This is a genomic window from Pseudomonas sp. KD5, from assembly GCF_012932895.1.
Taxonomy (GTDB): domain Bacteria; phylum Pseudomonadota; class Gammaproteobacteria; order Pseudomonadales; family Pseudomonadaceae; genus Aquipseudomonas.
In genome coordinates this window covers 1-25276 of the sequence record NZ_JDWJ01000023.1, presented here as the reverse complement: position 1 = coordinate 25276, position 25276 = coordinate 1, and the positions used below count along the sequence as shown (strand labels likewise).

Sequence of the window (25276 nt, the reverse complement as noted above, 5' to 3'; positions counted from 1 at the left end):
AAGCGACATGTCATTGGTCAGACATTGGGAACATGAATACGACAAGGTGAAGGTGCGCCTGCACGGGCTGTTCACACGGCTGGAAATGGCCTGGAAGAAGCTCGTCAGCGAGCTTGAACCGGAGGAGTACCAAGCCATCGTCGCGCTGCTGCAGCGGGGGCACGATCAGGCGCAATACGTGCTCAAGCACGGCGACTTGCCGGACGATCAACCGAGTGTGCCGTGGGAGTTGTCCCACGGTTTGTCGATCCTGCACATCGGCAACGCCAGCCCCTTGCCGCAATCGGTAGATGAGCTGCAGACCCAAGTGCTCAAGGATGGCAGCCTGCTCGGTTGTCGCAAATGGGAGCTGCTGGATCTGTTGTGGAGCGAAGCGTTGCTCAAGTGGATCGAGAACCTGCGGCATCACGCACCGTTCGCCACCAACCCGGCGTTGATGCGCATGGACAGTGACGTGACCCTGGCCATTGCCGGCGACTGGGGCACCGGGCCATTCGACAGTCATGCCCCGGCGGTGGCGGTGGCCGATCAGATGCAACTGGCCCAGGCCGACTTCACCATTCATCTGGGGGATGTGTATTACGCCGGCACCCGCTCCCAGGAAGACGTCGACATGGTCGGTTGGCCGATGGGCAAGCAGGGCTCATTTACCCTCAACTCCAACCATGAGATGTACAGCGGCGCCCATGGCTACTTCAAGGAACTGGCCAAGCGTTTCCCAGCGCAACAGGGCACCAGTTATTTTGCGTTGTACAACGATGACTGGCTGGTGATCGGGCTCGACACGGCTTATGCCTCGGATCCGATTAACCTGTACATGGACGGTGCGCTGAACAAGCAGCAGATCGACTGGATGAAAGACTTGCCCCAACGCAAGAAGATCATGGTGCTCAGTCATCACCAGGGCTTTGACATTACCGGGCATGACAAGACGGCGTTGTATCAGCCGGTGTGTGATGCCTTGGGGCGCGAGCCGGATTACTGGTACTGGGGGCATTTGCATAACGGCATCTGCTACGCCACCCAGGGTGGGCTGCATGCACGTTGCGCCGGGCACGGGGCGATTCCCTACGGCAATGCCAGCGAGTTGAACGGGCATTCGCGGGTGCTGTGGTCGGAAACACAAAATGCGCGGGATGAGGCGTACCCGGATCGGGTGTTGAACGGTTATGTGAAGGTGCGGCTGGTGGGGGAGAACATCGAAGAGACGTTTATTGGCGAGGATGGTTCGGTGCGGTGGTCTTCAAATTAGCGAGGAAGGATCGTTCCCACGCCTGGCGTGGGAACGATCCGATTTCGATTAACCCTGAACCGGAACACCTTTGAGGTAAGGCGCAGGCTCGGCCCCCAGGTTGTTCAGCATCCGCTCGCTGTACCAGTCCACGAAGTTCACCACGCCGAACTCATAGGTCTTGGAGTAAGGCCCTGGCTGGTACGCGGTGGAGTTGATCCCGCGCTGGTTCTCTTCGGCCAGGCGACGGTCCTGGTCGTTGGTCGCATCCCAGACCTGGCGCATGCGCTCCACGTCATAGTCCACGCCTTCGACCGCGTCCTTGTGGACGATCCACTTGGTGGTAACCATGGTTTCCTGGGCGCTGATCGGCCACACGGTGAACACGATGATGTGGTCGCCCATGCAGTGGTTCCACGAGTGCGGCAGGTGCAGGATGCGCATCGAGCCCAGGTCCGGGTTCTTGATGCGGCCCATCAGTTTGGCGCAGCCCTGTTTGCCGTCCATGGTCATCGATACGGTGCCCTTGAGCAGCGGCATGCGCACGATACGGTTACGCAGGCCGAAACTGGCGTGGGCGTAAGGGATCTTCTCGGCTTCCCAGGCAGCGGCGGAAGCGGCTACGTGGTCCTTGAAGGCCTGGTCGGCACGGGGGTCGGTGACGTCGTCCCATTCCAACAGGGTTTTCAGCAATTCCGGGTGCGACGCGTTGCAGTGGTAGCACTCGCGGTTGTTTTCCAGCACCAGTTTCCAGTTGGCCTTTTCCATCAAGGTGGTTTGCACCGCCACCTTGGTGTTCTCCATGTCGTACGGTTCCATGTAATGGCTGAGCGTCGACAGGAAGTCATCGATGGCCGGCGGGTTTTCTGCCAGGCTGATGAAGATGTAACCGCCGGCGGTCTTCACGTTCACCGGTTTGAGGCCGTATTGCTTCATGTCGAAGTCGGCGCCCATTTCGGTGCCGGCGAACAGCAGGCGACCGTCCAGCTCGTACGTCCACTGGTGGTAGTGGCAGACCAGTTTGGCGACTTTGCCTTTTTCACTGGTGCACAGGCGTGAACCACGATGGCGGCAGACGTTGTGGAACGCATGCACCACGCCGTCGGCGCCGCGAATCACGATGATCGGGTTCTTGCCGACCTGCAGGGTCAGGTAGTTGCCCTTGGTCGGGATCTCGCAGGTCATGCCAGCGATCAACCACTCTTTCTGGAAGATTTCCTGCATGTCGATATCAAACAGCCGCTCGTCAGAGTAAAACGGCTGCGGCAGCGAGAAAGTGCGCTCGCGCTCTTGCAGCATCTGCGCAGTGGCCTTGCGTGCGGGTTCCAGTGGATCGCCCAGGCTCAGGGTAGTGGTGACGTCCATCATGTGTTTCCTCAAGGCCATCTGCGTGGCCGCGAAAGTGGCTGATCAGGTTTGCTACGCAAGGTGTAAAGGTTGTGTCTTGGTATGGGGCGAGTGTGGGGCCGGCGCTCCCCGGAACCTTATCCATGGGCGACATGGCCCAATCTGTTCCCGACGCGCAACCCCCGGTAATTGGGGGCTGGTCGCGATAAGTATGTCAATGTCGCAGATAGGTAAATGGCGGGGCTGCGCTATACGCAGAATCGCCAACATAAAGGCCGGTAGTCGGCCGTGGAGATCAGCATGTCCAACAACTTCCTGAACCCGGTAACCACCCAGACCTGGGCCAATGGTCGACACATTGTCCGTTGCGTCAAAGTCATCCAGGAAACCTGGGATGTGCGCACCTTCTGCTTTATGGCCGACCAGCCGATCATGTTCTTCTTCAAACCGGGGCAATTCGTCACCCTGGAGCTGGAAATCGAAGGCCAGCAGATCATGCGTTCGTACACCATTTCCAGCTCGCCGTCGGTGCCGTACAGCTTCTCGGTGACGATCAAGCGCGTACCGGGCGGCAAGGTCTCGAACTGGTTGCATGACACCCTGCATGAAGGCTACGAACTGGCGGTGCACGGCCCGGTCGGGCTGTTCAACGCCATCGACTTTCCGAACCCGAAAGTGCTGTACCTCAGCGGCGGCGTGGGCATCACCCCGGTGATGTCCATGGCGCGCTGGTTCTTCGACACTAATGGCAATGTCGATATGGCCTTCATCCATAGCGCCCGCTCGCCGAAAGACATCATTTATCACCGCGAGCTGGAGCACATGGCGTCGCGGATCGAAAACTTCAGCCTGCACCTGATCTGCGAGAAACACGGTTTCGGTGAGCCGTGGGCCGGATACCGCGGCTATCTCAACCACAAGATGCTCGAGCTGATGGTCCCGGACTTCCTTGAGCGGGAAGTGTTCTGCTGCGGCCCGACGCCTTACATGAACGCGGTCAAGCGCTTGCTGGAGAACGCCGGCTTCAATATGAAGCGCTACCACGAAGAGTCCTTCGGCGCCACGCCGCCAGAGGCAATCGCTGATGCAGAGGAACACGCTGAACAAGCGGCCGACGCCCCTGCAATCGACGCCGCCGACCTGCACCAGGTGGAGTTCACCGCCTCCGGCAAGAGCATCCGCGTGGCCCCGGGCGAAACCGTCCACGCCGCTGCCGCCAAACTGGGCCTGATGATCCCCAAGGCCTGCGGCATGGGTATCTGCGGTACCTGCAAGGTAATGAAGCTTGCCGGCGAAGTGGAAATGGAACACAACGGCGGGATTACCGAGGAAGACGAAGCCGAAGGGTTCATCCTGTCTTGCTGCAGCGTGCCGAAGGGTGACGTGCGGATCGAGTATTAAAGTCCGGGGTAATGAGTGACCTGGGCATGGTCACTCATTTTTACTCGGTAAAACATTGTTGGTCATGAGTTTGTGCAGATATTTAATTAATATTATTGGTGTTGTTTTTGTGTGAAGTGGTCGATGTACATGCCAATGAGTGTTAGGTCGCTTGAGCCGCCTGGGTGGGAATCAAGTATGAATTTTTTGCGTAATGCTTTAACAGCTACTTCTTCGCTAATGAAAATGGTGTCGGAGTTGGTGATCGATAGCATTTCATTATAACCGTCAGGGTTTACCGCTTTGTCGGGAGCATACCAGAACTCGCCTTCATTGTTGTCCTGCCCTCTAAGAGCTAATACCTGGACGTAGTATCTATCGTCTTTCCTCTGATAGAACTTGTAGCTGACAGATCTCGCTCCAATGCCGCCGTCGGCTACAACGATGTCGCCTATTCTAGCCGCTAGAAATTCTGCGGATGAAGGGACGTTGTACAAGAGGTGTTTGTCATCTTGGCGTTCCATTTTATTTTCCTTTAGATATAAAGCGTCTATGAGGCAAAGACTCATGGGGGATATCAACCCGCTGAGTGAGCATGAATTTAATAGGGGTGTGATAAGTCGTCTAGCTATCAGTTCTTACAGCTAGACAAATCTGTAGGGCTGTGATTTTTGTGCGCTGAAAATTTTTAACTTTCAACAAGAGCTTTATTTAAGTGAAGCGGCGCAAGAAGTCCGACCGTTGGATCGACAGATTTACGCCGTTTTAAAATTGGCGTTGAAAACTCAATCTACGAACAGATCCGGTATCAACGTAGCGTTGCTGTCCGGTTCGTAGCGATAGTGGGAAAACTCAGTCGTTCCGTGTTCGCGCAAAATCTCTTCATCAATCAGCAACCGACCGGTAATGCTGCGACCGCTGCTGTCGAGAATGATGTGGGCGGCATCCGCCATGATCGCCGGTGTGCGGGCATGCTTGAAGGATTCGCGCGACCCCAGCTGAAATTCGATGGCAGCCGTGGCGATCATGGTCTGCGGCCACAGGGAGTTGACGCTGATGTCATAGGCGGCAAATTCCTCACTCATGCCCAGGGTCAACATGCTCATGCCGTATTTGGTCACTGTGTAGGGGCTGTACTGGGCGAACCATTTGGTGGCCAGGTTCAGCGGCGGTGACAGGTTGAGGATGTGGCCGCTGGATTTTTTCAGATAGGGCAGGGCGGCCTGGCTGCACAGCAGTACGGCGCGAGTGTTGATCTGGTGCATCAGGTCGAAGCGCTTGAGTTCGATGTGTTGCACACCGGTCAGCTTGATCGCTCCTGCATTGTTGACCAGCGCGTCGATGCCGCCGAAATGCTCATTGGCGTCAGCCAGGGCCTGGCGCACGATGGCTTCATCGCGCACATCCACCTCCAGGGCCAGCGCCTTGCCGCCCGCGGCTTCGACTTCCGCCGCCACGCTGAAAATAGTGCCAGGCAGTTTGGGATGAGGGGCGGCGCTTTTCGCGGCAATCACGATGTTGGCCCCGTCCCGCGCGGCCCGCAGTGCAATCTCACGCCCGATCCCGCGACTGGCGCCGGTGATGAACAGGGTTTTGCCTTGTAATGACATGCGGACGCTCCCGATTGGCGTGATCCGAGCGGATCGAAATGGCTCGCAGTCAATGTAGACCAACTCGTGCGGGACTGTGGCAAGGGGGGGTAAGCCCCCTCGCCATAAGATCTCTTGCCAATCAAATAGCTGAGGTCGAGCGCAGAACCTGTGGCGAGGGAGCTTGCTCCCGTTGGGTTGCGAAGCAGCCCCAAAGCCTGAGCATGCGGTCTGTCAGGTGGATCGCGTTGGCTGGTTTTACGACTGCTGCGCAGCCGAGCGGGAGCAAGCTCCCTCGCCACAAAAGTTGGTGGGGTGTCAGGCTGTCATCACGTGCCGAATATCCGCTGCCAGTTCCCGCACGCGTTCTTCTTCGGTGTCCCACGAGCACATGAACCGCGCGCCGCCGTTGCCGATGAAGGTGTAGAAGCGCCAGCCCTTGGCGGTCAGCGCGGCAATGGCCGGCTCCGACAGTTGCAGGAACACACCGTTGGCCTGCACCGGGAACATCAGCTCGACGCCAGGAATGTCGCTCACCAGTTCGGCCAGCAACTGCGCACAGTGGTTGGCGTGGCGGGCGTATTTGAGCCAGGCGTCGTTTTCAAGAATCCCGACCCAGGGGGCCGAGAGGAAGCGCATCTTCGATGCCAGTTGCCCAGCCTGCTTGCAGCGGTAGTCGAAGTCTTCGGCCAGTTTGTGGTTGAAGAACAGAATCGCTTCGCCCACCGCCATGCCGTTTTTCGTACCGCCAAAGCACAGCACGTCGACGCCGGCCTTCCAGGTCAGGTCGGCTGGCGAGCAACCCAGATAAGCGCAGGCGTTGGAGAAACGGGCACCGTCCATGTGCAGGTTCAAGCCCAGTTCTTTACAGGTGACGCTGATGGCGCGGATTTCTTCCGGGGTGTACACGCTGCCGACTTCAGTGGCCTGGGTCAGGGTCACGACGCGCGGTTTCGGGTAGTGGATATCCTGGCGCTTGAGGGCAATTTCGCGGATCGATTCCGGGGTCAGCTTGCCGTTTTCGGTGCGGGCGATGAGCAGCTTGGAACCGTTGGAGAAAAACTCCGGAGCGCCGCATTCGTCGGTTTCGACGTGGGCGGTTTCCGAGCAGATCACGCTGTGGTAACTCTGGCACAGCGACGACAGGGCCAACGAGTTGGCCGCGGTGCCGTTGAAGGCGAAGAACACTTCGCAGTCGGTTTCGAACAGTTTGCGGAATTGATCCGCGGCGCGTGCGGTCCACTCATCGTCGCCATAAGCGCGCTGGTGTCCGTGGTTGGCCTGTTCCATGGCAGCCCAGGCTTCAGGGCAGATACCGGAATAGTTGTCGCTGGCGAATTGTTGGCTCTTGTCGGTCATGGCCGGCTTCCGTGATCGAGGCGCTTGTGGCGCTTCGTTGGTCAATGATGATGTGCACTTTACCGAAGATCGTCCGGGGAGCACACGGGATGAGTCTGTCAGAAAAATACAAACGCCTTGGGCAATTATGCACATGACGCAGAGGGACGGTGCACTGGATCTGCTCAAGTGGCTGGCGCTGTTGAGCATGGTGCTCGATCACCTGCGATATGTCGGTTATTCCCTCGATCTGCTGTATGTGCCGGGCAGATTGGCGTTCCCATGGTTCTGTCTGGCGATGGCGGCGAACCTGGCGCGTGTCCATACAGTGACGACCGATGGCCAGTGGCGCTACCTCGGTTGGTTGTTGCTGTTTAGTGCCCTGAGCGAAATTCCCTACCGGATGTACATCCCCGATCCCGACACCTTAAACGTGTTGCCCACGCTGGCCCTGGGGTTGTTGGTGGCCCGTGGCTGGCAGCACGGGCCAGTTCAGTCGCGTCTGTTGGCGGTCGTTGCCTTGGTGCTGGCGGCAATGTTTCCGCAGCGACTGATGTTCGGTTTCTTCGGCGTACTGTTGCCGCTGGCGATGTTGCTGGTGATCCAGCGGCCCTGGTATTTCAGCCTGTTGCCGGGGTTGGTGTGCCTGGCGGCCAATCAATGGCAGGTGCTGTACTCCGCAGCTTGGTTCGGCAGCGGTGCGGCGATTTTCGGCATTGCCGCTTGTCTGATTGCGCCATTGTTGGGGCTGCTGTTATTGCGACATGCCCAAGGCATCCAGCCACCGCCGATGCGCCGCTGGGCCTACGCCCTTTATCCCGGGCATTTCCTCGTACTTCTGGCCTTGCGCCAACTCATCGCCTGACGCCCGTCCCCTGTGGCGAGGGGGCTTGCCCCCGTTGGGCTGCGAAGCGGCCCTAAACCCTCAGAGCGTGGTTTATCAGGCAAACCCCGTTTGTTGATTTTGCGACTGCTGCGCAGTCGAACGGGGGCAAGCCCCCTCGCCACAAGAGCCTTCCTGGCTCAGCCTTCTCGGCCCATGTCGTAAACGCACCTTTGCGTGGCGTCCATAGGCATTTGACCTGTCTGCGCCGGTCATACCATCGCATCCAAAGGGCACTGCCGTAACGCCAGTGCCTTACCGAGACGAATGGCGCATAGATGCCGCTGGGAGAGACGCGATGTTCAGCAAGCAAGACCAGATCCAGGGTTACGACGATGCACTGCTGGCGGCGATGAATGCCGAGGAGCAACGCCAGGAAGATCACATCGAGCTGATCGCGTCAGAGAACTACACCAGCAAGCGCGTGATGGAAGCGCAAGGCAGTGGCCTGACCAACAAATACGCCGAAGGCTATCCGGGCAAGCGCTACTACGGTGGCTGCGAGCACGTCGACAAGGTTGAAGCCCTGGCCATCGAACGCGCCAAGCAATTGTTCGGTGCCGATTACGCCAACGTGCAGCCGCACTCCGGTTCTTCGGCCAACAGCGCCGTTTACCTGGCCCTGCTGCAAGCCGGCGACACCATTCTGGGCATGAGCCTGGCCCACGGCGGTCACCTGACCCACGGCGCCAAAGTGTCGTCCTCGGGCAAGCTGTACAACGCTGTGCAGTACGGCATCGACACCAAAACCGGCTTGATTGACTACGATGAAGTCGAACGCCTGGCTGTTGAATGCAAGCCGAAGATGATCGTCGCCGGTTTCTCGGCTTACTCCAAGACCCTCGACTTCCCACGTTTCCGCCAGATCGCTGACAAGGTCGGCGCCCTGCTGTTCGTCGACATGGCGCACGTCGCCGGTCTGGTCGCAGCTGGCCTGTATCCGAACCCGCTGCCATACGCTGACGTGGTGACCACCACCACCCACAAGACCCTGCGCGGTCCACGTGGTGGCCTGATCCTGGCCAAGGCTAACGAAGAAATCGAGAAGAAGCTCAACGCCGCGGTATTCCCTGGTGCCCAGGGCGGCCCGCTGATGCACGTCATCGCCGGTAAAGCAGTGTGCTTCAAGGAAGCACTGGAGCCTGGCTTCAAGGCCTACCAGCAACAAGTGATCGACAACGCCAAGGCAATGGCCGGCGTATTTATCAAACGCGGCTACGATGTAGTGTCCGGCGGTACCGATAACCACCTGTTCCTGGTCAGCCTGATCCGTCAGGGCCTCACCGGTAAAGAGGCGGACGCAGCACTCGGCCGCGCCCACATCACCGTGAACAAGAACGCTGTCCCGAACGATCCACAGTCGCCGTTCGTGACCTCCGGCCTGCGTATCGGCACCCCGGCGGTGACCACTCGCGGCTTCAAGGTTACCCAGTGTGTTGAACTGGCTGGCTGGATCTGCGACATCCTCGACAACCTCGGCGACGCCGATGTCGAGGCCAATGTCGCGCAGCATGTGGCAGCCCTGTGCGCGGACTTCCCGGTTTATCGCTGAGCGCGGTTTTGGAGTAAATGACTATGCAACGCTATTCGGGCTTCGGCCTCTTCAAACACTCCCTCAGCCACCATGAAAACTGGCAGCGCATGTGGCGTACGCCGACCCCGAAAAAGGTCTACGACGTGGTCATCGTCGGCGGTGGCGGGCATGGTCTGGCGACCGCCTACTACCTGGCCAAGGAACACGGCATCACCAACGTGGCCGTGGTCGAGAAGGGCTGGCTGGGCGGCGGTAACACCGCGCGCAACACCACCATCGTGCGCTCCAACTACCTGTGGGACGAGTCGGCACACCTGTACGAACACGCGATGAAATTGTGGGAAGGCCTGTCCCAGGACCTGAACTACAACGTGATGTTCTCCCAGCGTGGCGTCTACAACCTGTGCCACACCCTGCAGGACATTCGTGATTCCGAGCGTCGGGTCAGCGCCAACCGCCTCAACGGCGTGGACGGCGAACTGCTCGATGCCAAGCAAGTGGCAGACGAGATCCCGTACCTCGACTGCTCCAAGAACACCCGCTATCCGGTGATGGGCGCTACCGTCCAGCGTCGCGGCGGCGTGGCCCGTCACGATGCCGTGGCGTGGGGCTTTGCCCGTGCCGCCGACGCCTTGGGCGTGGACCTGATCCAACAGACCGAAGTGATCGGTTTCCGTAAGGAAAACGGTGTGTGCATCGGTGTTGAAACCAACAAGGGCTTCATCGGCGCCAAGCGCGTCGGCGTGGTGACTGCCGGTAACTCCGGGCACATGGCCAAACTTGCCGGTTTCCGCCTGCCGATCGAATCGCACCCGCTGCAAGCGCTGGTGTCCGAGCCGATCAAGCCGATTATCGACAGCGTGATCATGTCCAACGCCGTACACGGTTACATCAGCCAGTCCGACAAGGGCGACCTGGTGATCGGCGCCGGTATCGACGGCTACAACGGCTACGGCCAGCGTGGTTCGTACCCGGTGATCGAGCACACCATCCAGGCCATCGTCGAGATGTTCCCGGTGCTGTCGCGCGTACGCATGAACCGTCAGTGGGGCGGCATCGTCGACACCACGCCGGATGCGTGCCCGATCATTTCGAAGACTCCGGTACCGAACATGTTCTTCAACTGCGGTTGGGGCACCGGTGGCTTCAAGGCTACACCTGGCTCGGGCAACGTGTTTGCCGCCAGCCTGGCCAAGGGTGAAATGCACCCATTGGCTGCACCTTTCTCCATCGACCGCTTCCACAGCGGTGCGTTGATCGACGAACACGGCGCTGCAGCAGTCGCCCACTAACAGGAGAAATCCCTATGTTGCATATCTTCTGTCCTCACTGTGGCGAACTGCGCTCCGAAGAGGAATTCCATGCATCCGGCCAGGCGCACATCCCGCGTCCACTGGATCCGAACAGCTGCACCGACGAGGAGTGGGGCGACTACATGTTCTTCCGCGATAACCCTCGCGGTCTGCACCACGAACTGTGGGATCACGTCGCCGGTTGCCGTCAGTATTTCAACGTGACCCGTGACACCGTGACCTACGAGATTCTCGAAACCTACAAGATCGGCACCAAGCCGCAGTTCACCGACAAGACCGACAGCCCGAAAGCGGCCGCCACGGCTCTGGGAGAGAAGGTATGAGCCAGATCAATCGCCTGTCCAACGGCGGACGCATCGACCGCAACAAAGTGCTGAGCTTCACCTTCAACGGCCAGGTCTACAAAGGCTTTGAGGGCGACTCGCTGGCTGCAGCCTTGCTGGCCAACGGTGTCGATATCGTCGGCCGCAGCTTCAAGTATTCGCGCCCACGCGGCATCTTCGCCGCCGGTGCCGAAGAGCCGAACGCCGTGCTGCAGATCGGTGCGACCGAAGCCACGCAGATCCCGAACGTACGCGCCACGCAACAGGCGCTGTATCAAGGCCTGGTCGCCACCAGCACCAACGGCTGGCCAAGCGTGAACAACGACATGATGGGGATTCTCGGCAAGGTCGGCGGCAAGCTGATGCCACCGGGCTTCTACTACAAAACCTTCATGTACCCGCAATCGTTCTGGATGACTTACGAGAAGTACATTCGTAAGGCAGCCGGTCTTGGCCGTTCGCCGACCGAGAACGATCCGGACACCTACGACTACATGAACCAGCACTGCGACGTGCTGATCGTCGGCGCTGGCCCTGCGGGTCTGGCGGCTGCACTGGCGGCTGCCCGCAGCGGCGCCCGTGTGATCCTGGCCGATGAGCAGGAAGAGTTCGGCGGCAGCCTGCTCGACTCCCGCGAAAGCCTCGATGGCAAACCAGCTACCGAGTGGGTTGCCAGCGTCATCGCCGAGCTGAAAAACACCCCTGACGTGCTGCTGTTGCCGCGCGCCACGGTCAACGGTTACCACGACCATAACTTCCTGACCATTCACGAGCGCCTCACCGATCACCTCGGCGACCGCGCTCCGATCGGCCAGGTGCGTCAGCGCATCCACCGGGTTCGCGCCAAGCGCGTGGTGCTGGCGACCGGCGCTCACGAGCGTCCACTGGTTTACGGCAACAACGACGTGCCGGGCAACATGCTCGCCGGCGCTGTGTCGACCTACGTGCGTCGCTACGGTGTGGCACCGGGCAAGAAACTGGTGCTGTCGACCAACAACGACCACGCCTACCGCGTTGCCCTGGACTGGCTCGACGCCAGCCTGCAAGTGGTGGCCATCGCCGACGCCCGCAGCAACCCTCGCGGTGCGCTGGTGGAAGAAGCGCGCGCCAAAGGCATTCGCATCCTGACCGGCAGCGCCGTGATCGAGGCCCGAGGCAGCAAGCACGTGACCGCTGCTCGCGTTGCCGCGATTGATGTAAAAGCACACACCGTGACCAGCCCGGGCGAATGGCTTGATTGCGACCTGGTCGCCAGTTCCGGCGGTTACAGCCCAGTGGTTCACCTGGCTTCGCACCTGGGTGGCAAGCCGATCTGGCGTGAAGACATCCTCGGTTTCGTACCGGGCGAAGCACCGCAGAAACGCGTGTGCGTCGGTGGCATCAACGGCGTCTACAGCCTCGGCGATTCGTTGGCCGATGGTTTTGAAGGCGGTGCTCGCGCTGCCAGCGAAGCCGGTTTCGGCAAGGTCGAAGGCGTACTGCCCAAAGCCCTGAGCCGACTCGAAGAGCCGACGCTGGCGCTGTTCCAGGTGCCTCACGAAAAAGCCACTGCCCGTGCGCCGAAGCAATTCGTCGACCTGCAGAACGACGTCACCGCGGCCGCCATCGAACTGGCGACCCGTGAAGGCTTCGAGTCGGTCGAGCACGTCAAGCGCTACACCGCACTGGGCTTCGGCACCGATCAGGGCAAGCTCGGCAACGTCAACGGCCTGGCCATTGCCGCCCGTTCGCTGAACGTGACCATCCCGCAGATGGGCACCACCATGTTCCGTCCGAACTACACGCCGGTGACTTTCGGCGCCGTGGCCGGTCGTCACTGTGGGCACATCTTCGAGCCGGTTCGCTTCACCGCGCTGCATCACTGGCACGTGAAGAATGGCGCCGAGTTCGAAGACGTCGGTCAGTGGAAACGTCCTTGGTACTTCCCGAAAAACGGTGAAGACCTGCATGCCGCCGTAAAACGCGAATGCAAAGCCGTGCGCGACAGCGTCGGCCTGCTGGACGCTTCGACCCTGGGCAAGATCGACATCCAGGGCCCGGACTCCCGCGAGTTCCTCAACCGTATCTACACCAACGCCTGGACCAAGCTCGACGTGGGTAAGGCGCGCTACGGCCTGATGTGTAAAGAAGACGGCATGGTGTTCGACGACGGCGTGACTGCATGCCTGGCCGACAACCATTTCGTGATGACCACCACCACCGGCGGCGCTGCGCGCGTGCTGCAATGGCTGGAAATCTACCACCAGACTGAATGGCCCGACCTGAAGGTGTACTTCACTTCCGTGACGGATCACTGGGCAACCATGACCCTGTCCGGGCCGAACAGCCGTAAGCTGCTCAGCGAAGTCACCGACGCCGACCTGAGCAACGAAGCCTTCCCGTTCATGACCTGGAAAGAAGCCCTGGTCGGTGGCGTGCCGGCGCGGATTTTCCGGATTTCGTTTACCGGTGAGCTGTCGTACGAAGTCAACGTGCAGGCCGACTATGCGATGGGCGTGCTGGAAAAAATTGTCGATGCTGGCAAGAAGTACAACCTGACGCCATATGGCACTGAAACCATGCACGTACTGCGGGCCGAGAAGGGCTTCATCATCGTCGGTCAGGATACTGACAGCTCGATGACCCCGGACGACCTGAACATGGGCTGGTGTGTCGGTCGCACCAAACCGTTCTCGTGGATCGGCTGGCGTGGCATGAACCGCGAAGACTGTGTGCGTGATCAGCGCAAACAGCTGGTTGGCCTGAAGCCGATCGATCCGACCAAATGGCTGCCGGAAGGTGCGCAACTGGTGTTCAACACCAAGCAAGCGATTCCGATGACCATGGTGGGTCACGTGACTTCCAGTTACTTGCACAACTCCCTGGGCTATTCGTTTGCCATGGGCGTGGTGAAAGGCGGCTTGAAGCGCATGGGTGAGCGGGTGTTCGCACCGCTGGCCGACGGCAGCGTGATCGAGGCGGAAATCGTTTCTTCGGTGTTCTTCGATCCGAAAGGCGATCGCCAGAACGTGTAATCGATCACCCCCCGCGCCAGGCGCGGGGGGCGACAAAGAATTCAGGAACAGGTGCTTTATGACCGCAGCCAATGTTTACCAACAACGCCCAACCACCGGGGCCAAGGCCGAGTCGTCGCTGCATCATGCCGACCTCGCCAGCCTGGTGGGCAAGGGTCGCAAGAACGCCGGCGTGATCGTGCGTGAGAAAAAACTCCTCGGTCACCTGACCATCCGTGGCGATGGCCACGACGCCGCGTTCGCCGCTGGTGTGCACAAGGCCCTTGGCATCGAATTGCCAGGTGCGCTGACCGTGATCATCAAAGGCGAAACCAGCCTGCAATGGATGGGGCCGGATGAATGGCTGCTGATCGTGCCGACTGGTGAAGAATTCGCGGCCGAGAAAAAACTCCGTGAAGCGCTGGGCGACCTGCACATCCAGATCGTCAACGTCAGCGGTGGCCAGCAGATCCTCGAACTCAGCGGCCCGAACGTGCGTCAGGTGCTGATGAAGTCCACCAGCTACGACGTGCACCCCAACAACTTCCCGGTGGGCAAGGCTGTTGGCACGGTGTTCGCCAAGTCGCAACTGATGATCCGCCATACCGCCGAAGACACCTGGGAACTGCTGATTCGCCGCAGCTTCTCGGATTACTGGTGGTTGTGGTTGCAGGATGCGGCTGCTGAGTACGGGCTTAGCGTCCAAGCTTGAGATTGATCGTTCCCACCTGTGGCGAGGGGGTTTTTGTGGCGAGGGGGCTTGCCCCCGTTGGGCTGCGAAGCGGCCCCAAAGCCCATCAGTTAAACCGTATTGATTGGTTTTACGACTGCTTCGCAGCCGAACGGGGGCAAGCCCCCTCGCCACAGAGTTCTCTCTGATCACAGATGTAGCAGCAGGAGTCACCGCACTATGAGCCGCGCCCCAGACACATGGATTCTGACCGCCGACTGCCCAAGCGTCCTCGGCACCGTGGATGCGGTGACCCGCTTTCTGTTCGAGCAGGGCTGCTACGTCACCGAGCACCACTCCTTTGATGACCGGCTCTCAGGCCGTTTCTTCATCCGCGTGGAGTTTCGGCAACCCGACGCTTTCGACGAACAAGCCTTCCGCGCAGGTCTGGCGGAGCGTGGTGCCGCCTTCGGGATGGTCTTCGAGCTGACCCCACCGAACTACCGGCCAAAAGTGGTGATCATGGTCTCCAAGGCCGATCACTGCCTCAACGACTTGCTCTACCGCCAGCGCATCGGCCAGTTGTCGATGGACGTGGTCGCGGTGGTCTCCAACCACCCGGACCTCAAGCCGTTGGCCGACTGGCACCAGATTCCGTACTACCACTTTCCGCTGGACCCCAACGACAAACCATCGCAAGAGCGCCAGGTCTGGCAGGTGATCGAAGAGGCCGGCGCCGAGCTGGTGATCCTTGCCCGCTACATGCAGGTTCTGTCGCCAGAGCTGTGCCGCAAACTCGATGGCAAGGCGATCAACATTCACCACTCGCTGCTGCCGGGCTTCAAGGGCGCCAAGCCGTATCACCAAGCCTACAACAAAGGCGTGAAACTGGTCGGCGCCACGGCGCATTACATCAACAACGATCTGGATGAAGGTCCGATCATCGCCCAAGGCGTGGAAGCCGTTGATCACAGCCACTATCCCGAAGACTTGATCGCCAAGGGGCGGGATATCGAAGGGCTGACGTTGGCGCGGGCCGTGGGTTATCACATTGAAAGACGCGTGTTCCTTAACGCTAACAGGACAGTTGTTCTCTAGCGTTTTTACTGCCTGAAAAGATCGCCTGTCTCTGTAGACGCTGCCGAAGTCTGCGATCTTTTGATTTACCGAGCAATCAACGCGCCGCCGCTTCCTGGCGACGCGACCGCTACATAAAAACAACAGCGAGGTGAAAGCATGTCTGGTAATCGTGGTGTGGTGTATCTCGGCGCTGGCAAGGTCGAAGTACAGAAAATCGACTATCCCAAAATGCAGGACCCGCGTGGCAGGAAGATCGAACACGGTGTCATCCTGCGCGTAGTTTCCACCAACATCTGTGGTTCCGATCAGCACATGGTGCGCGGTCGCACCACCGCTCAGACCGGTCTGGTGCTGGGCCACGAGATCACCGGTGAAGTGATCGAGAAGGGCAGCGGTGTCGAGAACCTGCAGATCGGCGACTTGGTGTCGGTACCTTTCAACGTTGCCTGTGGCCGTTGCCGTTCGTGCAAAGAGCAACATACTGGCGTCTGCCTGAGCGTTAACCCGGCGCGTCCGGGCGGTGCCTATGGTTATGTCGACATGGGTGACTGGACCGGTGGCCAGGCCGAATACGCGTTTGTGCCGTATGCCGACTTCAACCTGCTGAAACTTCCAGATCGCGACCGGGCCATGGAAAAAATCCGTGACCTGACCTGTCTCTCCGACATCCTGCCTACCGGTTACCACGGCGCAGTGACTGCCGGCGTTGGCCCTGGCAGCACCGTGTACGTCGCCGGCGCCGGCCCGGTTGGCCTGGCAGCTGCCGCTTCCGCTCGCCTGCTGGGTGCTGCGGTGGTGATCATCGGTGACGTCAACCCGATCCGCCTGGCCCATGCCAAGGCTCAGGGTTTCGAAATCGCCGACCTGTCGACAGACACCCCACTGCACGAACAAATCGCTGCACTGTTGGGCGAACCAGAAGTGGACTGCGCCGTCGATGCCGTAGGCTTCGAAGCTCGCGGTCACGGCCATGCCGGCGTGAAGCACGAGGCTCCGGCCACCGTACTCAACTCGCTGATGGGCGTGGTTCGCGTCGCTGGCAAAATCGGTATTCCTGGCCTGTACGTCACCGAAGATCCGGGTGCAGTGGACGCTGCCGCGAAAATGGGCAGCCTGAGCATCCGCTTCGGCCTGGGCTGGGCCAAATCCCACAGCTTCCACACCGGCCAGACGCCAGTGATGAAGTACAACCGCCAACTGATGCAGGCGATCATGTGGGACCGCATCAAGATTGCCGACATCGTCGGCGTGGAAGTCATCAGCCTGGATGACGCGCCACGGGGTTACGGCGAGTTCGATGCGGGCGTGCCGAAGAAGTTTGTGATCGATCCGCACAAGTTGTTTAGTGCGGCGTAAGGCCTGGAGCAAGACGGAAAAAAGGGCGACAGTGATGTCGCCCTTTTTTATTCTTCTATGGGGTTCTTAACGCTTGGTGAGAAGTTGTAATAGAGTCGATATAACTATATTGCCCGGATTAAATAAAAACAGGTGCTGCAGGTTAGAAAGGAAATGTGTGGGCTAGCTGTCGAGGGGCAGTGGTTTGTTGGTGTATTCGTGGCCGACAATTGTAATGTTGATTGCGTAGAGCTGTCCGTTGTCACCTTGGACGACATCATACGTTACCTTATCGCCGACCTTCGGATGATAGTCGCCTGGGTTGATGCAAAAAATAATCGGCTGAATGTCCGAATCTATATTTTCCAAGCTTTTCGATGGCAGCGACGTAGAGTCGTTCATAACCAAGTTGCCAAATTGTTCCAGTAGTTTCTCCATCACTGCGACCCCCTTAAAAATAGCCTGCGCATACGGCTATACAGCGCAGGCCTTATTGGATGCTCATACACAGAACGGTGTTTTTTTACTCTGGTTGCACTTGCTCGGCCTGCATTCCTTTCTGCCCTTTTGTTGCTACAAAAGAGACTGTCTGACCCTCTTTCAGGGATTTAAAACCATCGCTTTGAATTGCTTTGAAATGCACAAAAAGGTCTGCGGCACCACTATCTGGTGTAATGAATCCAAAGCCCTTTTCATCATTGAACCATTTAACTTTACCCTTTTCTCTGTCAGACATGTTGATGCTTCCTACCTAAGCGAAAACGAAGAAATGTGAGCTGCTTTTTACTGATTTACTCACAATTGCTGTTGTTACGAATTCAGCTTAATTATGCTGGACGGAAGCAGCAACTGTCAGATCTGACAGTTTTTTATATCGGTTGGATGTAAATGAAAGCTTTTTTATAGCTGCGAACAAGCCGAAGTATTCCATTGCTATTTTGGCGCTCCGTTCCAGAGGTAAAAATGGCTAACCCCGCAAGGAACAATGCCCCGCAAACCCCGGTCAAATCGGCAGTTTTACCGCTCCTGTTACCGGGCGGTCTTCATGTGGCACAAGAGGATGTCTGGATGAACGTTTCACGCGGTTTTGCATTGGCATCGCTCATGGCTGTCGCTTCGTTGACGACGCTGGCCGCCAGCCCGGCCTTTGCACAGTTAAGCCTCAGCGATGCGGTCAAGGCGGTGTCATCGATGCAGGACGACGAGGATGTCGAGGGTGTCGAGGCCGATGATGTCGATGGCATCGTGGCGGCGGCGCCCAAGGCGGCCGGTTTGCTCAATACCCTGGGTTCGCAGCTCGACATTACCCCCGAGCAGGCCATCGGCGGTGCCGGTGCGATGCTGGGGCTGGCGCGGAATCAGCTCAGCGGCCAGGACTTCTCCGAACTGAGCAAAACCGTGCCAGGCCTCGCTCAGATCGCCGGTAACAGCGCGATCAGTGGTCTGACTGGCTTGGGCGGGCTACTCGGCGCGGGCTCGGACAATAATGCGTTGCTCAATGGCTTGCTGGGTAACGTCAAGGACACCAAGGACCTGAACAACGCCTTCAGCGCCCTGGGCATGGACACCGGGATGGTCGGCGTGTTTGCCCCGGTGATCCTGCAATACCTCGGTCAGCAAGGCGTTGCCGGTTCGCTGTTGCAAAACCTCGGCGGGATCTGGGGTACCGGCGCCGGTAGCTGAGTCAGCCCTCATCGCGTAGTGCCTGGATGCGCCGATCCTTCTCAATCCAGAGCTGGTTGACCCAGTTCTGGATTGTTTCGCGAAACTCCGGATCGTTTTCGTAATCGCCTTGCCACAGTGCCGGGTCCAATTCGCGGGTGTGGATGTCGATGATCACCTTGGGCACGTTGCCACTGAGCAAATCCCAGAACCCCGGAATCTTCTGCTGCGGATACACCACCGTCACATCGAGAATGGCGTCCAGCTGTTCACCCATCGCCGCCAGCACAAACGCCACGCCGCCCGCCTTGGGCTTGAGCAGGTGGGTGAACGGTGACTGCTGCTGGGCGCTTTTCGCCGCGGTGTAGCGGGTGCCTTCCAGGTAGTTGACCACGGTCACCGGCTGGCGCTTGTACAACTCGCAAGCTTGTTTGGTGATCTCCAGGTCCTTGCCGGCCAGCTCCGGGTGCTTCTCCAGGAACGCCTTGCTGTAGCGCTTCATGAACGGATAGTCCAACGCCCACCACGCCAGGCCCAGGAACGGCACCCAGATCAGTTCTTTCTTGAGGAAGAACTTGAAGAACGGCGTGCGCCGGTTCAGTGCCTGGATCAGCGCCGGGATATCGACCCAGGACTGATGGTTACCGATCACCAGATACGAGGTGTCGCCGCGCAGCTCATCGCCGCCGCGAATGTCCCATTGGGTGGGAATGCACAGGCGAAAGATCAGCTTGTCGATCTCCGCCCAGGTTTCGGCAATCCACATCACCGCCCACGAGGCGTAATCGCGAAAGCGCCCGGGCAGGAGCAGTTTGAGCAGCGCGAACACCATCAAAGGCCCGAACAGGACCAGCGTGTTGAGCAATAGCAGCAGGGTAACGAAACAGCCGGTGAGCAGGCGGCGCATAGATAACTCTTGAAAGCGTGTGGGCGCGCCATGATAAGCAGCTTCGGTTGGCAGGCCAAATCGGTGGTGACGAATGTTTCACCTTGGCAACGGTATGCTCTCAGCGTATCGCTATTGCCATTGTGGCGAGGGCCACAAAAGTGGGACGTGGTCCAACTATCGTTGTTTTTTGCGGTCTAGAATTCGGCCATGCGTCCACATCCCTCAAGGAAGCCCTTACGTGAAATCTCTCCTTGCACTGCTTACCCTCGTGGCCCTGCCGGTCCTGGCCGCCGAGCCGACCCTGTACGGGCGTTACGAATACATCGCGCTGCCGGAAATCGGCGGTGAAGTCCTCAAGGCCAAAATGGACACCGGCGCCCTGACCGCGTCGCTGTCGGCCAAAGACATCGAAACCTTCACCCGCGACGGCGACGAGTGGGTGCGCTTTCGCCTCGCCACCAAAGGCGCGAGCAACAAGGTCTATGAACATAAGGTCGCGCGGATCAGCAAGATCAAGAACCGTGCCGATGAAGAAGATGAAGACAAGGTCGTGAGCGAAGTGACCAAGCGTCCGGTGGTCGATCTGGAACTGTGCCTGGGCAACGTCAAGCGCACCGTCGAGGTCAACCTCACCGACCGCAGCAGCTTTAACTACCCGTTGCTGATCGGCGCCAAAGCCCTGCGTGAGTTTGGCGCGGCAGTGAACCCGGCGCGTCGCTTTACAGCCGACAAACCCGACTGCTGATTGACGGCGAATCAGCCTTGGGGCAACGTTCGCCCACTTAACCAGCGGGCTCGGACGCCATGCCTCATATCCTGATTGTCGAAGACGAAGCGGCGATTGCCGACACCCTGATTTTCGCCTTGCAGGGCGAGGGCTTTACCACCACCTGGTTGAGCCTTGGCGCGGCGGCGCTCGAACAACAGCGCGCCACCCCGGCCGACCTGATCATTCTCGATATCGGCCTGCCGGATATCAGCGGCTTCGAGACCTGCAAGCAGTTGCGGCGTTTCAGTGATGTGCCGGTGATTTTCCTCAGTGCCCGTGACGCCGAGATCGACCGCGTGGTGGGCCTGGAAATCGGCGCCGACGACTACGTGGTCAAGCCGTTCAGCCCCCGGGAAGTGGCGGCGCGGGTCCGGGCGATTCTCAAGCGCATGGCGCCACGACCGGTGGCGGAGTTGGCGTCGACGCTGTTTCGCATCGACGGCGAACGGGTGCAGATCAGCTATCGCAACCAGCCGCTGAGCCTGACTCGCCATGAGTTTCGTTTGCTGCAATGCCTGTTGGAACAACCTGAGCGAGTCTTCAGCCGCGAGCAATTGCTTGATGCGCTGGGCGTGGCCGCCGATGCCGGTTACGAGCGCAGCATCGACAGCCACATCAAGAGCGTGCGCGCCAAGTTGCGCCTGGTGAAGGCCGACGCCGAGCCGATCCAGACTCATCGCGGCCTCGGCTACAGCTACAGCCCGGGGCACAGCTGATGTCACTGGGGATCCGGATTTTTCTGGTTTACGTGCTGTTCATCGGCCTGACCGGCTACTTCGTGCTCAACACCGTGATGGAAGAAATCCGCCCCGGTGTGCGCCAGTCCACTGAAGAAACCCTGGTGGACACCGCCAACCTGATGGCCGAGATCCTGCGTGACGACTTCAAGGCCGGCACCCTCAGCCAGAACCGCTGGCCCGAGTTGCTCAAGGCTTATGGCGAGCGGCAACCGAAGGCGAAAATCTGGGGCCTGTCGAAGAATCAGGTCAATCACCGCATTTACGTCACCGATGCCAAGGGCATTGTGGTGCTGGACTCCAGCGGGATTGCGGTGGGCCAGGACTACTCGCGCTGGAACGACGTCTACTTGACCCTGCGTGGCGAGTACGGCGCGCGTTCGACGCGCAGCAACCCCGATGATTCGAACTCGTCGGTGATGCACGTTGGGGCACCGATTCGCGACAATGGCCAGATCATCGGCGTGGTGACCGTGGCCAAACCCAACAGCTCACTGCAGCCTTACGTCGATCGCACCGAACGGCGATTGCTGACGTATGGCGCCGGATTGATTGGCCTCGGTTTGTTGTTCGGTGCGCTGTTGTCCTGGTGGCTGAGCGCGGCGCTGCGGCGGTTGACGGCCTATGCCCAGGCCGTCAGTGAAGGCCGCCGGGTGGAGGTGCCGCATTACCGCGGCGGCGAGCTGGAGCAACTGGCCACGGCACTGGAGCACATGCGCACCCAGCTCGAAGGCAAAGCCTACGTCGAGCGTTATGTGCACACCCTGACCCATGAATTGAAAAGCCCGCTGGCGGCGATTCGTGGCGCAGCGGAGCTGCTGCAAGGCGAAATGCCGCCGGCCCAGCAGCAGCGCTTCGTCAGTAACATCGACAGCGAAAGTGCGCGCATGCAACAGTTAATCGAGCGACTGTTGAACCTGGCGCAGGTTGAGCAACGCCAAGGGTTGGAGGAGCGGGTGGCGGTGCCGTTGGCGGGTTTGGTGGAAGAACTGTTGAACGCGCAGGCTGCACGAATCGAAGGCAAGCAATTGCGTGTGGAACGGCAAGTTGCAGCGGATCTGAATCTGCTTGGCGAGCCGTTCCTATTGCGCCAGGCGCTGGGCAATCTGCTGGAGAATGCCTTGGACTTCACCCAGGCGTATGGCGTGCTGCGATTGTGTGCCGAGCGAGTCGGTGAGCAGATCGAGTTCAGGCTGTTCAACCAGGCCGAAGCGATTCCCGACTATGCGTTGCCACGCTTGAGCGAGCGCTTCTACTCACTGCCGCGTCCGGACAGTGGACGCAAGAGCACCGGTTTGGGGCTCAACTTCGTTGAGGAAGTGGTCAAGTTGCATGGTGGTGTGATGAGTATCGGCAACGTCGACGGCGGTGTTCAAGTGCGTTTGCGGTTGCCTTCAAGCCGCTGAAGATCGCAGCCTTCGGCAGCTCCTGCGCCGAGCGCAAATTCCACACACTCTCCACATTCGCCCCACAAATCTCCCACATACCCGATCCAGACTCTCTCCATCCAAACAGGGAGAGTCCCATGAACCGAAGCCTGACCCTAAAACTCGGGGCAATTGCCCTGCTGATTCTGTTGCTGCTGATCCCGTTGCTGATGATCAACGGCGTGATCCAGGAGCGCCAGCAACTGCGTGACGGTGTGCTCGAAGACATCGCCCGCAGTTCCAGTTACAGCCAGCAATTGAGCGGCCCGCTGATGGTGGTGCCCTATCGCAAAACGGTGCGCACCTGGAAAACCAACGAAAAAACCAACCAGCGTTATCAGGATGTCGGCGAGGAGCGCGGGCGTTTGTATTTCTTGCCGGAGCGTTTCGAACTCGACGGCCAGGTCCAGACGGAGCTGCGCGCCCGGGGTATCTACGAGGCGCGACTGTTCCATGCCGATAACCGCATCAGCGGGCATTTTTCGGTTCCGGCACAACTGGGCATCAAGGAGGACTTCGCCGATTACCGCTTCGATCAGCCGTTCCTGGCCGTTGGCATCAGCGACATCCGCGGCATCGAAAATGCGCTGAAACTCGAACTCAATGGCCAGAAGCTGGATTTTGTACCGGGTAGCCAGGTGGGCTGGCTGGGCGAGGGTGTGCATGTGACGTTGCCGGTACTGGACACCCAACAGGCCACGGAGCTGGCCTTCGGTTTCGACTTGCGTCTGCAAGGCACCGGCCAGTTACAAGTTCTGCCGGTGGGCAAGACCAGCAAGGTTTCACTGGCGGCCAATTGGCCTCACCCCAGCTTCATCGGCAATTACCTGCCGGCCCAGCGGGAAATCACCGATCAGGGCTTCACTGCCAACTGGCAGACCTCGTTTTTCTCCACCAACCTGCAAGAAGCGTTGAACAGTTGCGTGTCGGGCGGTCATTGCGAGGCGTTCAGCGGTCGTAGTTTCGGCGTGAGTTTCATCGACCCGGTGGACCAGTACCTGAAAAGCGACCGGGCAATCAAATACGCATTGCTGTTCATCGTCCTGACCTTCGCCGGTTTCTTCCTGTTCGAAGTGCTGAAAAGCCTGGCGGTGCACCCGGTGCAGTACGCCTTGGTGGGTGTAGCGCTGGCGTTCTTCTACCTGTTGCTGTTGTCGCTGTCCGAACACATCGGCTTTGCCCTGGCGTATCTGCTGTCGGCGAGTAGCTGTGTGGCGTTGATCGGTTTTTATGTCTGTCATGTGCTGCGCAGCGTGCGTCACGGTTTGAGCTTTTCGGCGGGGTTGGCGGCGTTATACGGGCTGCTTTACGGCTTGTTGAGCGCCGAGGATTACGCGCTGTTGATGGGCTCGCTGCTGTTGTTTGGGCTGCTGGGCGTGTTCATGGTGCTGACCCGCAAGCTGGACTGGTACCGGATCGGGCAGAAAGCCGCGAAGCCCTTGGACTTTGATATAGGTGCCGTGGAATGAGCCGGTGGTTGGGGTTGCGCGAGGATCAGCGTGTGGGTGAGGTGTTGGCGACGCGGATTGCCGGGTTGTTTCCGTTGGGTCCGGTGTGGCGCCAACGCGAGCAGGCTCGTTCCCACAACAGATCTCCAGTGGTTCGTTCGCGGGCAAGCCTCGCTCCTACGGATCACTTCAACTTGTAGGAGCGAGCGGTGCGGCGATCCGACTTGCCCGCGAATAGGCCGGTACAGCCAGCGAAGATTTAAGCCTTGGGCATCGTCGCGATCATCGAAGGCCGCTGACTCACTTCGAAATACCACTCGGCCAACTTTGGATTTTCCTTGCGCCATTCCAGATCCGGATGGCGCAAATCCAGATAACCCAAGGCACAGGCCACACTGATCGCTGCCACATCGAAATGGCTGGTCAGCTCGGCAATCGCATCGGCCTCCAACAGCGCCAGGGCGCGACGAATCTTGTCGCGCTGACCGTCGAGCCATGCGTCCCAATGTTTCTCCGGTGAGCGCAGGGCCACTTCATAGCGAATCATCACGGCGGCATCCATGATCCCGTCTGCCAGAGAAGCCAGGGTCAAGCGCCGCCAGCGCGCCGAGCCTTCACGAGGAATCAGCGGATTGCCGACGTGCTGGTGATCGAGGTAATCGAGAATCACCCGGCTGTCGTACAACACATTGCCGTCGGCCAGGCGCAGCGCCGGAATCTTGCCCAGCGGGTTGTCTTTGTTGAGAGCCTGATCCGGGCTGACCGGCGTGAGCTGGCAGGCTTGCAGCGCCACGCGGTTCGTTTGACCGGTCTCGTGCAACAGCACCATGACTTTGCGAACAAAGGGCGAGGCGGGGTTGTGGAACAAGGTCATGCTGGGGGCGGACATGTCGGCATCTCGATCATGGGCAGAGTCGGGAGCATAGCGCTTTAGTGCCTGAGCTCAAGCTCGTTTCCACAGGTTTTGTACCGTTCGCCGATGTCGCAAGCGACACAAAGCCTGTAGATACTCTGTTCACGGTCAAGCTTTTAGCAGACGTTTTTCGCTGAAAAGCTTGGCCGTATCGAAATCCTCTCCAGCGCGTATGCAGGCCCACAAGCCTGTCAGGTATTTGCGCATAACCGCACAGATGGCCTGCATTTTTCGTTTTCCACGACCGACTAGCACGTCGTAAAAAGCCTTCACATAAGGATCGCAGCGGATCGCTGACATGGCAGGCATGAACATCGCCGAGCGCAGGTAGGCGTTGCCACCCTTGCTCAGGCGTCCGGGCTTGTCGATGCTCGTTCCAGACTGGGTCAGTCGCACGTCCAGCCCTGCATAACGA

25 protein-coding genes are annotated in these 25276 nt (G+C 59.3%); 16 read left to right on the top strand and 9 right to left on the bottom strand.

Going from position 1 to position 25276, the window contains the following annotated elements; genetic code table 11:
* Positions 1 to 7: 7 nt before the first annotated feature.
* Positions 8 to 1252: a metallophosphoesterase gene (locus tag AF70_RS29410; protein ID WP_028939050.1), complete on the top strand. Its 1245-nt coding sequence runs from the start codon at positions 8 to 10 to the stop codon at positions 1250 to 1252.
* Positions 1253 to 1300: 48 nt separating this feature from the next.
* Here AF70_RS29410 and gbcA read toward each other — a convergent pair whose 3' ends face one another.
* On the bottom strand, positions 1301 to 2596 hold the full coding sequence (gene gbcA / locus AF70_RS29405) for a glycine-betaine demethylase subunit GbcA (protein ID WP_019580681.1): 1296 nt from the start codon (positions 2594 to 2596) through the stop codon (positions 1301 to 1303).
* Between the two features lie 282 nt (positions 2597 to 2878).
* On the opposite strand from gbcA, the gene gbcB reads away from it, so the two are divergent.
* Positions 2879 to 3979 (top strand): glycine-betaine demethylase subunit GbcB, encoded by a 1101-nt coding sequence (gene gbcB, locus AF70_RS29400; protein ID WP_007936406.1) that lies wholly within the window; start codon positions 2879 to 2881, stop codon positions 3977 to 3979.
* 92 nt (positions 3980 to 4071) lie between these two features.
* Here gbcB and AF70_RS29395 read toward each other — a convergent pair whose 3' ends face one another.
* From AF70_RS29395 to AF70_RS29385, 3 genes are all read right to left on the bottom strand, one after another.
* Positions 4072 to 4482, bottom strand: coding sequence for a hypothetical protein (locus tag AF70_RS29395; protein WP_019580683.1), 411 nt, complete (start codon positions 4480 to 4482; stop codon positions 4072 to 4074).
* 261 nt (positions 4483 to 4743) lie between these two features.
* Positions 4744 to 5568: an NAD(P)-dependent oxidoreductase gene (locus AF70_RS29390; RefSeq protein WP_019580684.1), complete on the bottom strand. Its 825-nt coding sequence runs from the start codon at positions 5566 to 5568 to the stop codon at positions 4744 to 4746.
* Between the two features lie 297 nt (positions 5569 to 5865).
* Positions 5866 to 6906: a low specificity L-threonine aldolase gene (locus tag AF70_RS29385; RefSeq protein ID WP_018928794.1), complete on the bottom strand. Its 1041-nt coding sequence runs from the start codon at positions 6904 to 6906 to the stop codon at positions 5866 to 5868.
* A 127-nt stretch (positions 6907 to 7033) separates the two neighbouring features.
* On the opposite strand from AF70_RS29385, the gene AF70_RS29380 reads away from it, so the two are divergent.
* The 8 genes from AF70_RS29380 to fdhA all read left to right on the top strand — a co-directional run bounded on the left by AF70_RS29380 (position 7034) and on the right by fdhA (position 17037).
* Positions 7034 to 7750: a TraX family protein gene (locus AF70_RS29380; protein ID WP_028939049.1), complete on the top strand. Its 717-nt coding sequence runs from the start codon at positions 7034 to 7036 to the stop codon at positions 7748 to 7750.
* A 316-nt stretch (positions 7751 to 8066) separates the two neighbouring features.
* Positions 8067 to 9320, top strand: coding sequence for a serine hydroxymethyltransferase (gene glyA, locus AF70_RS29375; protein ID WP_018928796.1), 1254 nt, complete (start codon positions 8067 to 8069; stop codon positions 9318 to 9320).
* A gap of 23 nt (positions 9321 to 9343) precedes the next feature.
* Positions 9344 to 10594, top strand: coding sequence for a sarcosine oxidase subunit beta (locus tag AF70_RS29370; RefSeq protein ID WP_007936415.1), 1251 nt, complete (start codon positions 9344 to 9346; stop codon positions 10592 to 10594).
* Positions 10595 to 10608: 14 nt separating this feature from the next.
* Complete coding sequence (locus tag AF70_RS29365) at positions 10609 to 10938, top strand: sarcosine oxidase subunit delta (protein ID WP_007907563.1); 330 nt, start codon at positions 10609 to 10611, stop codon at positions 10936 to 10938.
* Positions 10935 to 13952 (top strand): sarcosine oxidase subunit alpha, encoded by a 3018-nt coding sequence (locus tag AF70_RS29360; RefSeq protein ID WP_018928797.1) that lies wholly within the window; start codon positions 10935 to 10937, stop codon positions 13950 to 13952. The genes AF70_RS29365 and AF70_RS29360 overlap by 4 nt, the downstream gene beginning before the upstream one ends.
* A 58-nt stretch (positions 13953 to 14010) precedes the next feature.
* Positions 14011 to 14643: a sarcosine oxidase subunit gamma gene (locus AF70_RS29355; RefSeq protein WP_019580687.1), complete on the top strand. Its 633-nt coding sequence runs from the start codon at positions 14011 to 14013 to the stop codon at positions 14641 to 14643.
* A gap of 198 nt (positions 14644 to 14841) precedes the next feature.
* Positions 14842 to 15699: a formyltetrahydrofolate deformylase gene (gene purU, locus AF70_RS29350; RefSeq protein WP_018928799.1), complete on the top strand. Its 858-nt coding sequence runs from the start codon at positions 14842 to 14844 to the stop codon at positions 15697 to 15699.
* Between the two features lie 138 nt (positions 15700 to 15837).
* Entirely contained in the window at positions 15838 to 17037 is a 1200-nt protein-coding gene (fdhA, locus tag AF70_RS29345; RefSeq protein WP_019580688.1) for a formaldehyde dehydrogenase, glutathione-independent, read from the top strand.
* A gap of 162 nt (positions 17038 to 17199) precedes the next feature.
* Here the strand turns inward: fdhA and AF70_RS29340 are convergent, their stop codons facing one another.
* Positions 17200 to 17454, bottom strand: coding sequence for a hypothetical protein (locus tag AF70_RS29340; RefSeq protein WP_032830934.1), 255 nt, complete (start codon positions 17452 to 17454; stop codon positions 17200 to 17202).
* Positions 17455 to 17539: 85 nt separating this feature from the next.
* Positions 17540 to 17752 (bottom strand): cold-shock protein, encoded by a 213-nt coding sequence (locus tag AF70_RS29335; protein WP_028939048.1) that lies wholly within the window; start codon positions 17750 to 17752, stop codon positions 17540 to 17542.
* A gap of 332 nt (positions 17753 to 18084) precedes the next feature.
* Here AF70_RS29335 and AF70_RS29330 point away from each other — a divergent pair, with 332 nt between their 5' ends.
* Positions 18085 to 18699 carry a DUF2780 domain-containing protein gene (locus AF70_RS29330; RefSeq protein ID WP_028939047.1) on the top strand — a complete coding sequence of 205 codons (615 nt, stop codon included), beginning with the start codon at positions 18085 to 18087 and terminating at the stop codon, positions 18697 to 18699.
* A 1-nt stretch (position 18700) separates the two neighbouring features.
* Here the strand turns inward: AF70_RS29330 and AF70_RS29325 are convergent, their stop codons facing one another.
* Positions 18701 to 19585 carry an acyltransferase gene (locus AF70_RS29325; protein ID WP_028939046.1) on the bottom strand — a complete coding sequence of 295 codons (885 nt, stop codon included), beginning with the start codon at positions 19583 to 19585 and terminating at the stop codon, positions 18701 to 18703.
* A 220-nt stretch (positions 19586 to 19805) separates the two neighbouring features.
* On the opposite strand from AF70_RS29325, the gene AF70_RS29320 reads away from it, so the two are divergent.
* The 5 genes from AF70_RS29320 (at position 19806) to AF70_RS29300 (ending at position 24148) form a co-directional block, all read left to right on the top strand.
* Positions 19806 to 20312, top strand: a complete 507-nt coding sequence (locus AF70_RS29320; RefSeq protein ID WP_019580694.1) for an ATP-dependent zinc protease — start codon at positions 19806 to 19808, stop codon at positions 20310 to 20312.
* Positions 20313 to 20371: 59 nt separating this feature from the next.
* Positions 20372 to 21052: a two-component system response regulator CreB gene (gene creB / locus AF70_RS29315; RefSeq protein ID WP_028939045.1), complete on the top strand. Its 681-nt coding sequence runs from the start codon at positions 20372 to 20374 to the stop codon at positions 21050 to 21052.
* On the top strand, positions 21052 to 22479 hold the full coding sequence (creC, locus tag AF70_RS29310) for a two-component system sensor histidine kinase CreC (protein WP_028939044.1): 1428 nt from the start codon (positions 21052 to 21054) through the stop codon (positions 22477 to 22479). Before creB ends, creC begins: the two co-directional genes overlap by 1 nt.
* Before the next feature lie 119 nt (positions 22480 to 22598).
* Positions 22599 to 23969: a cell envelope integrity protein CreD gene (gene creD, locus AF70_RS29305; RefSeq protein WP_019580697.1), complete on the top strand. Its 1371-nt coding sequence runs from the start codon at positions 22599 to 22601 to the stop codon at positions 23967 to 23969.
* Positions 23966 to 24148 (top strand): hypothetical protein, encoded by a 183-nt coding sequence (locus tag AF70_RS29300; protein ID WP_081791021.1) that lies wholly within the window; start codon positions 23966 to 23968, stop codon positions 24146 to 24148. The genes creD and AF70_RS29300 overlap by 4 nt, the downstream gene beginning before the upstream one ends.
* Before the next feature lie 59 nt (positions 24149 to 24207).
* On the opposite strand, the gene AF70_RS29295 is transcribed toward AF70_RS29300, so the two are convergent.
* Entirely contained in the window at positions 24208 to 24837 is a 630-nt protein-coding gene (locus tag AF70_RS29295; protein WP_018928807.1) for a glutathione S-transferase, read from the bottom strand.
* 132 nt (positions 24838 to 24969) lie between these two features.
* Positions 24970 to 25276, bottom strand: a 307-nt coding sequence (locus AF70_RS29290) for a transposase (RefSeq protein ID WP_169342483.1), incomplete at its 5' end; no start/stop codon positions are given.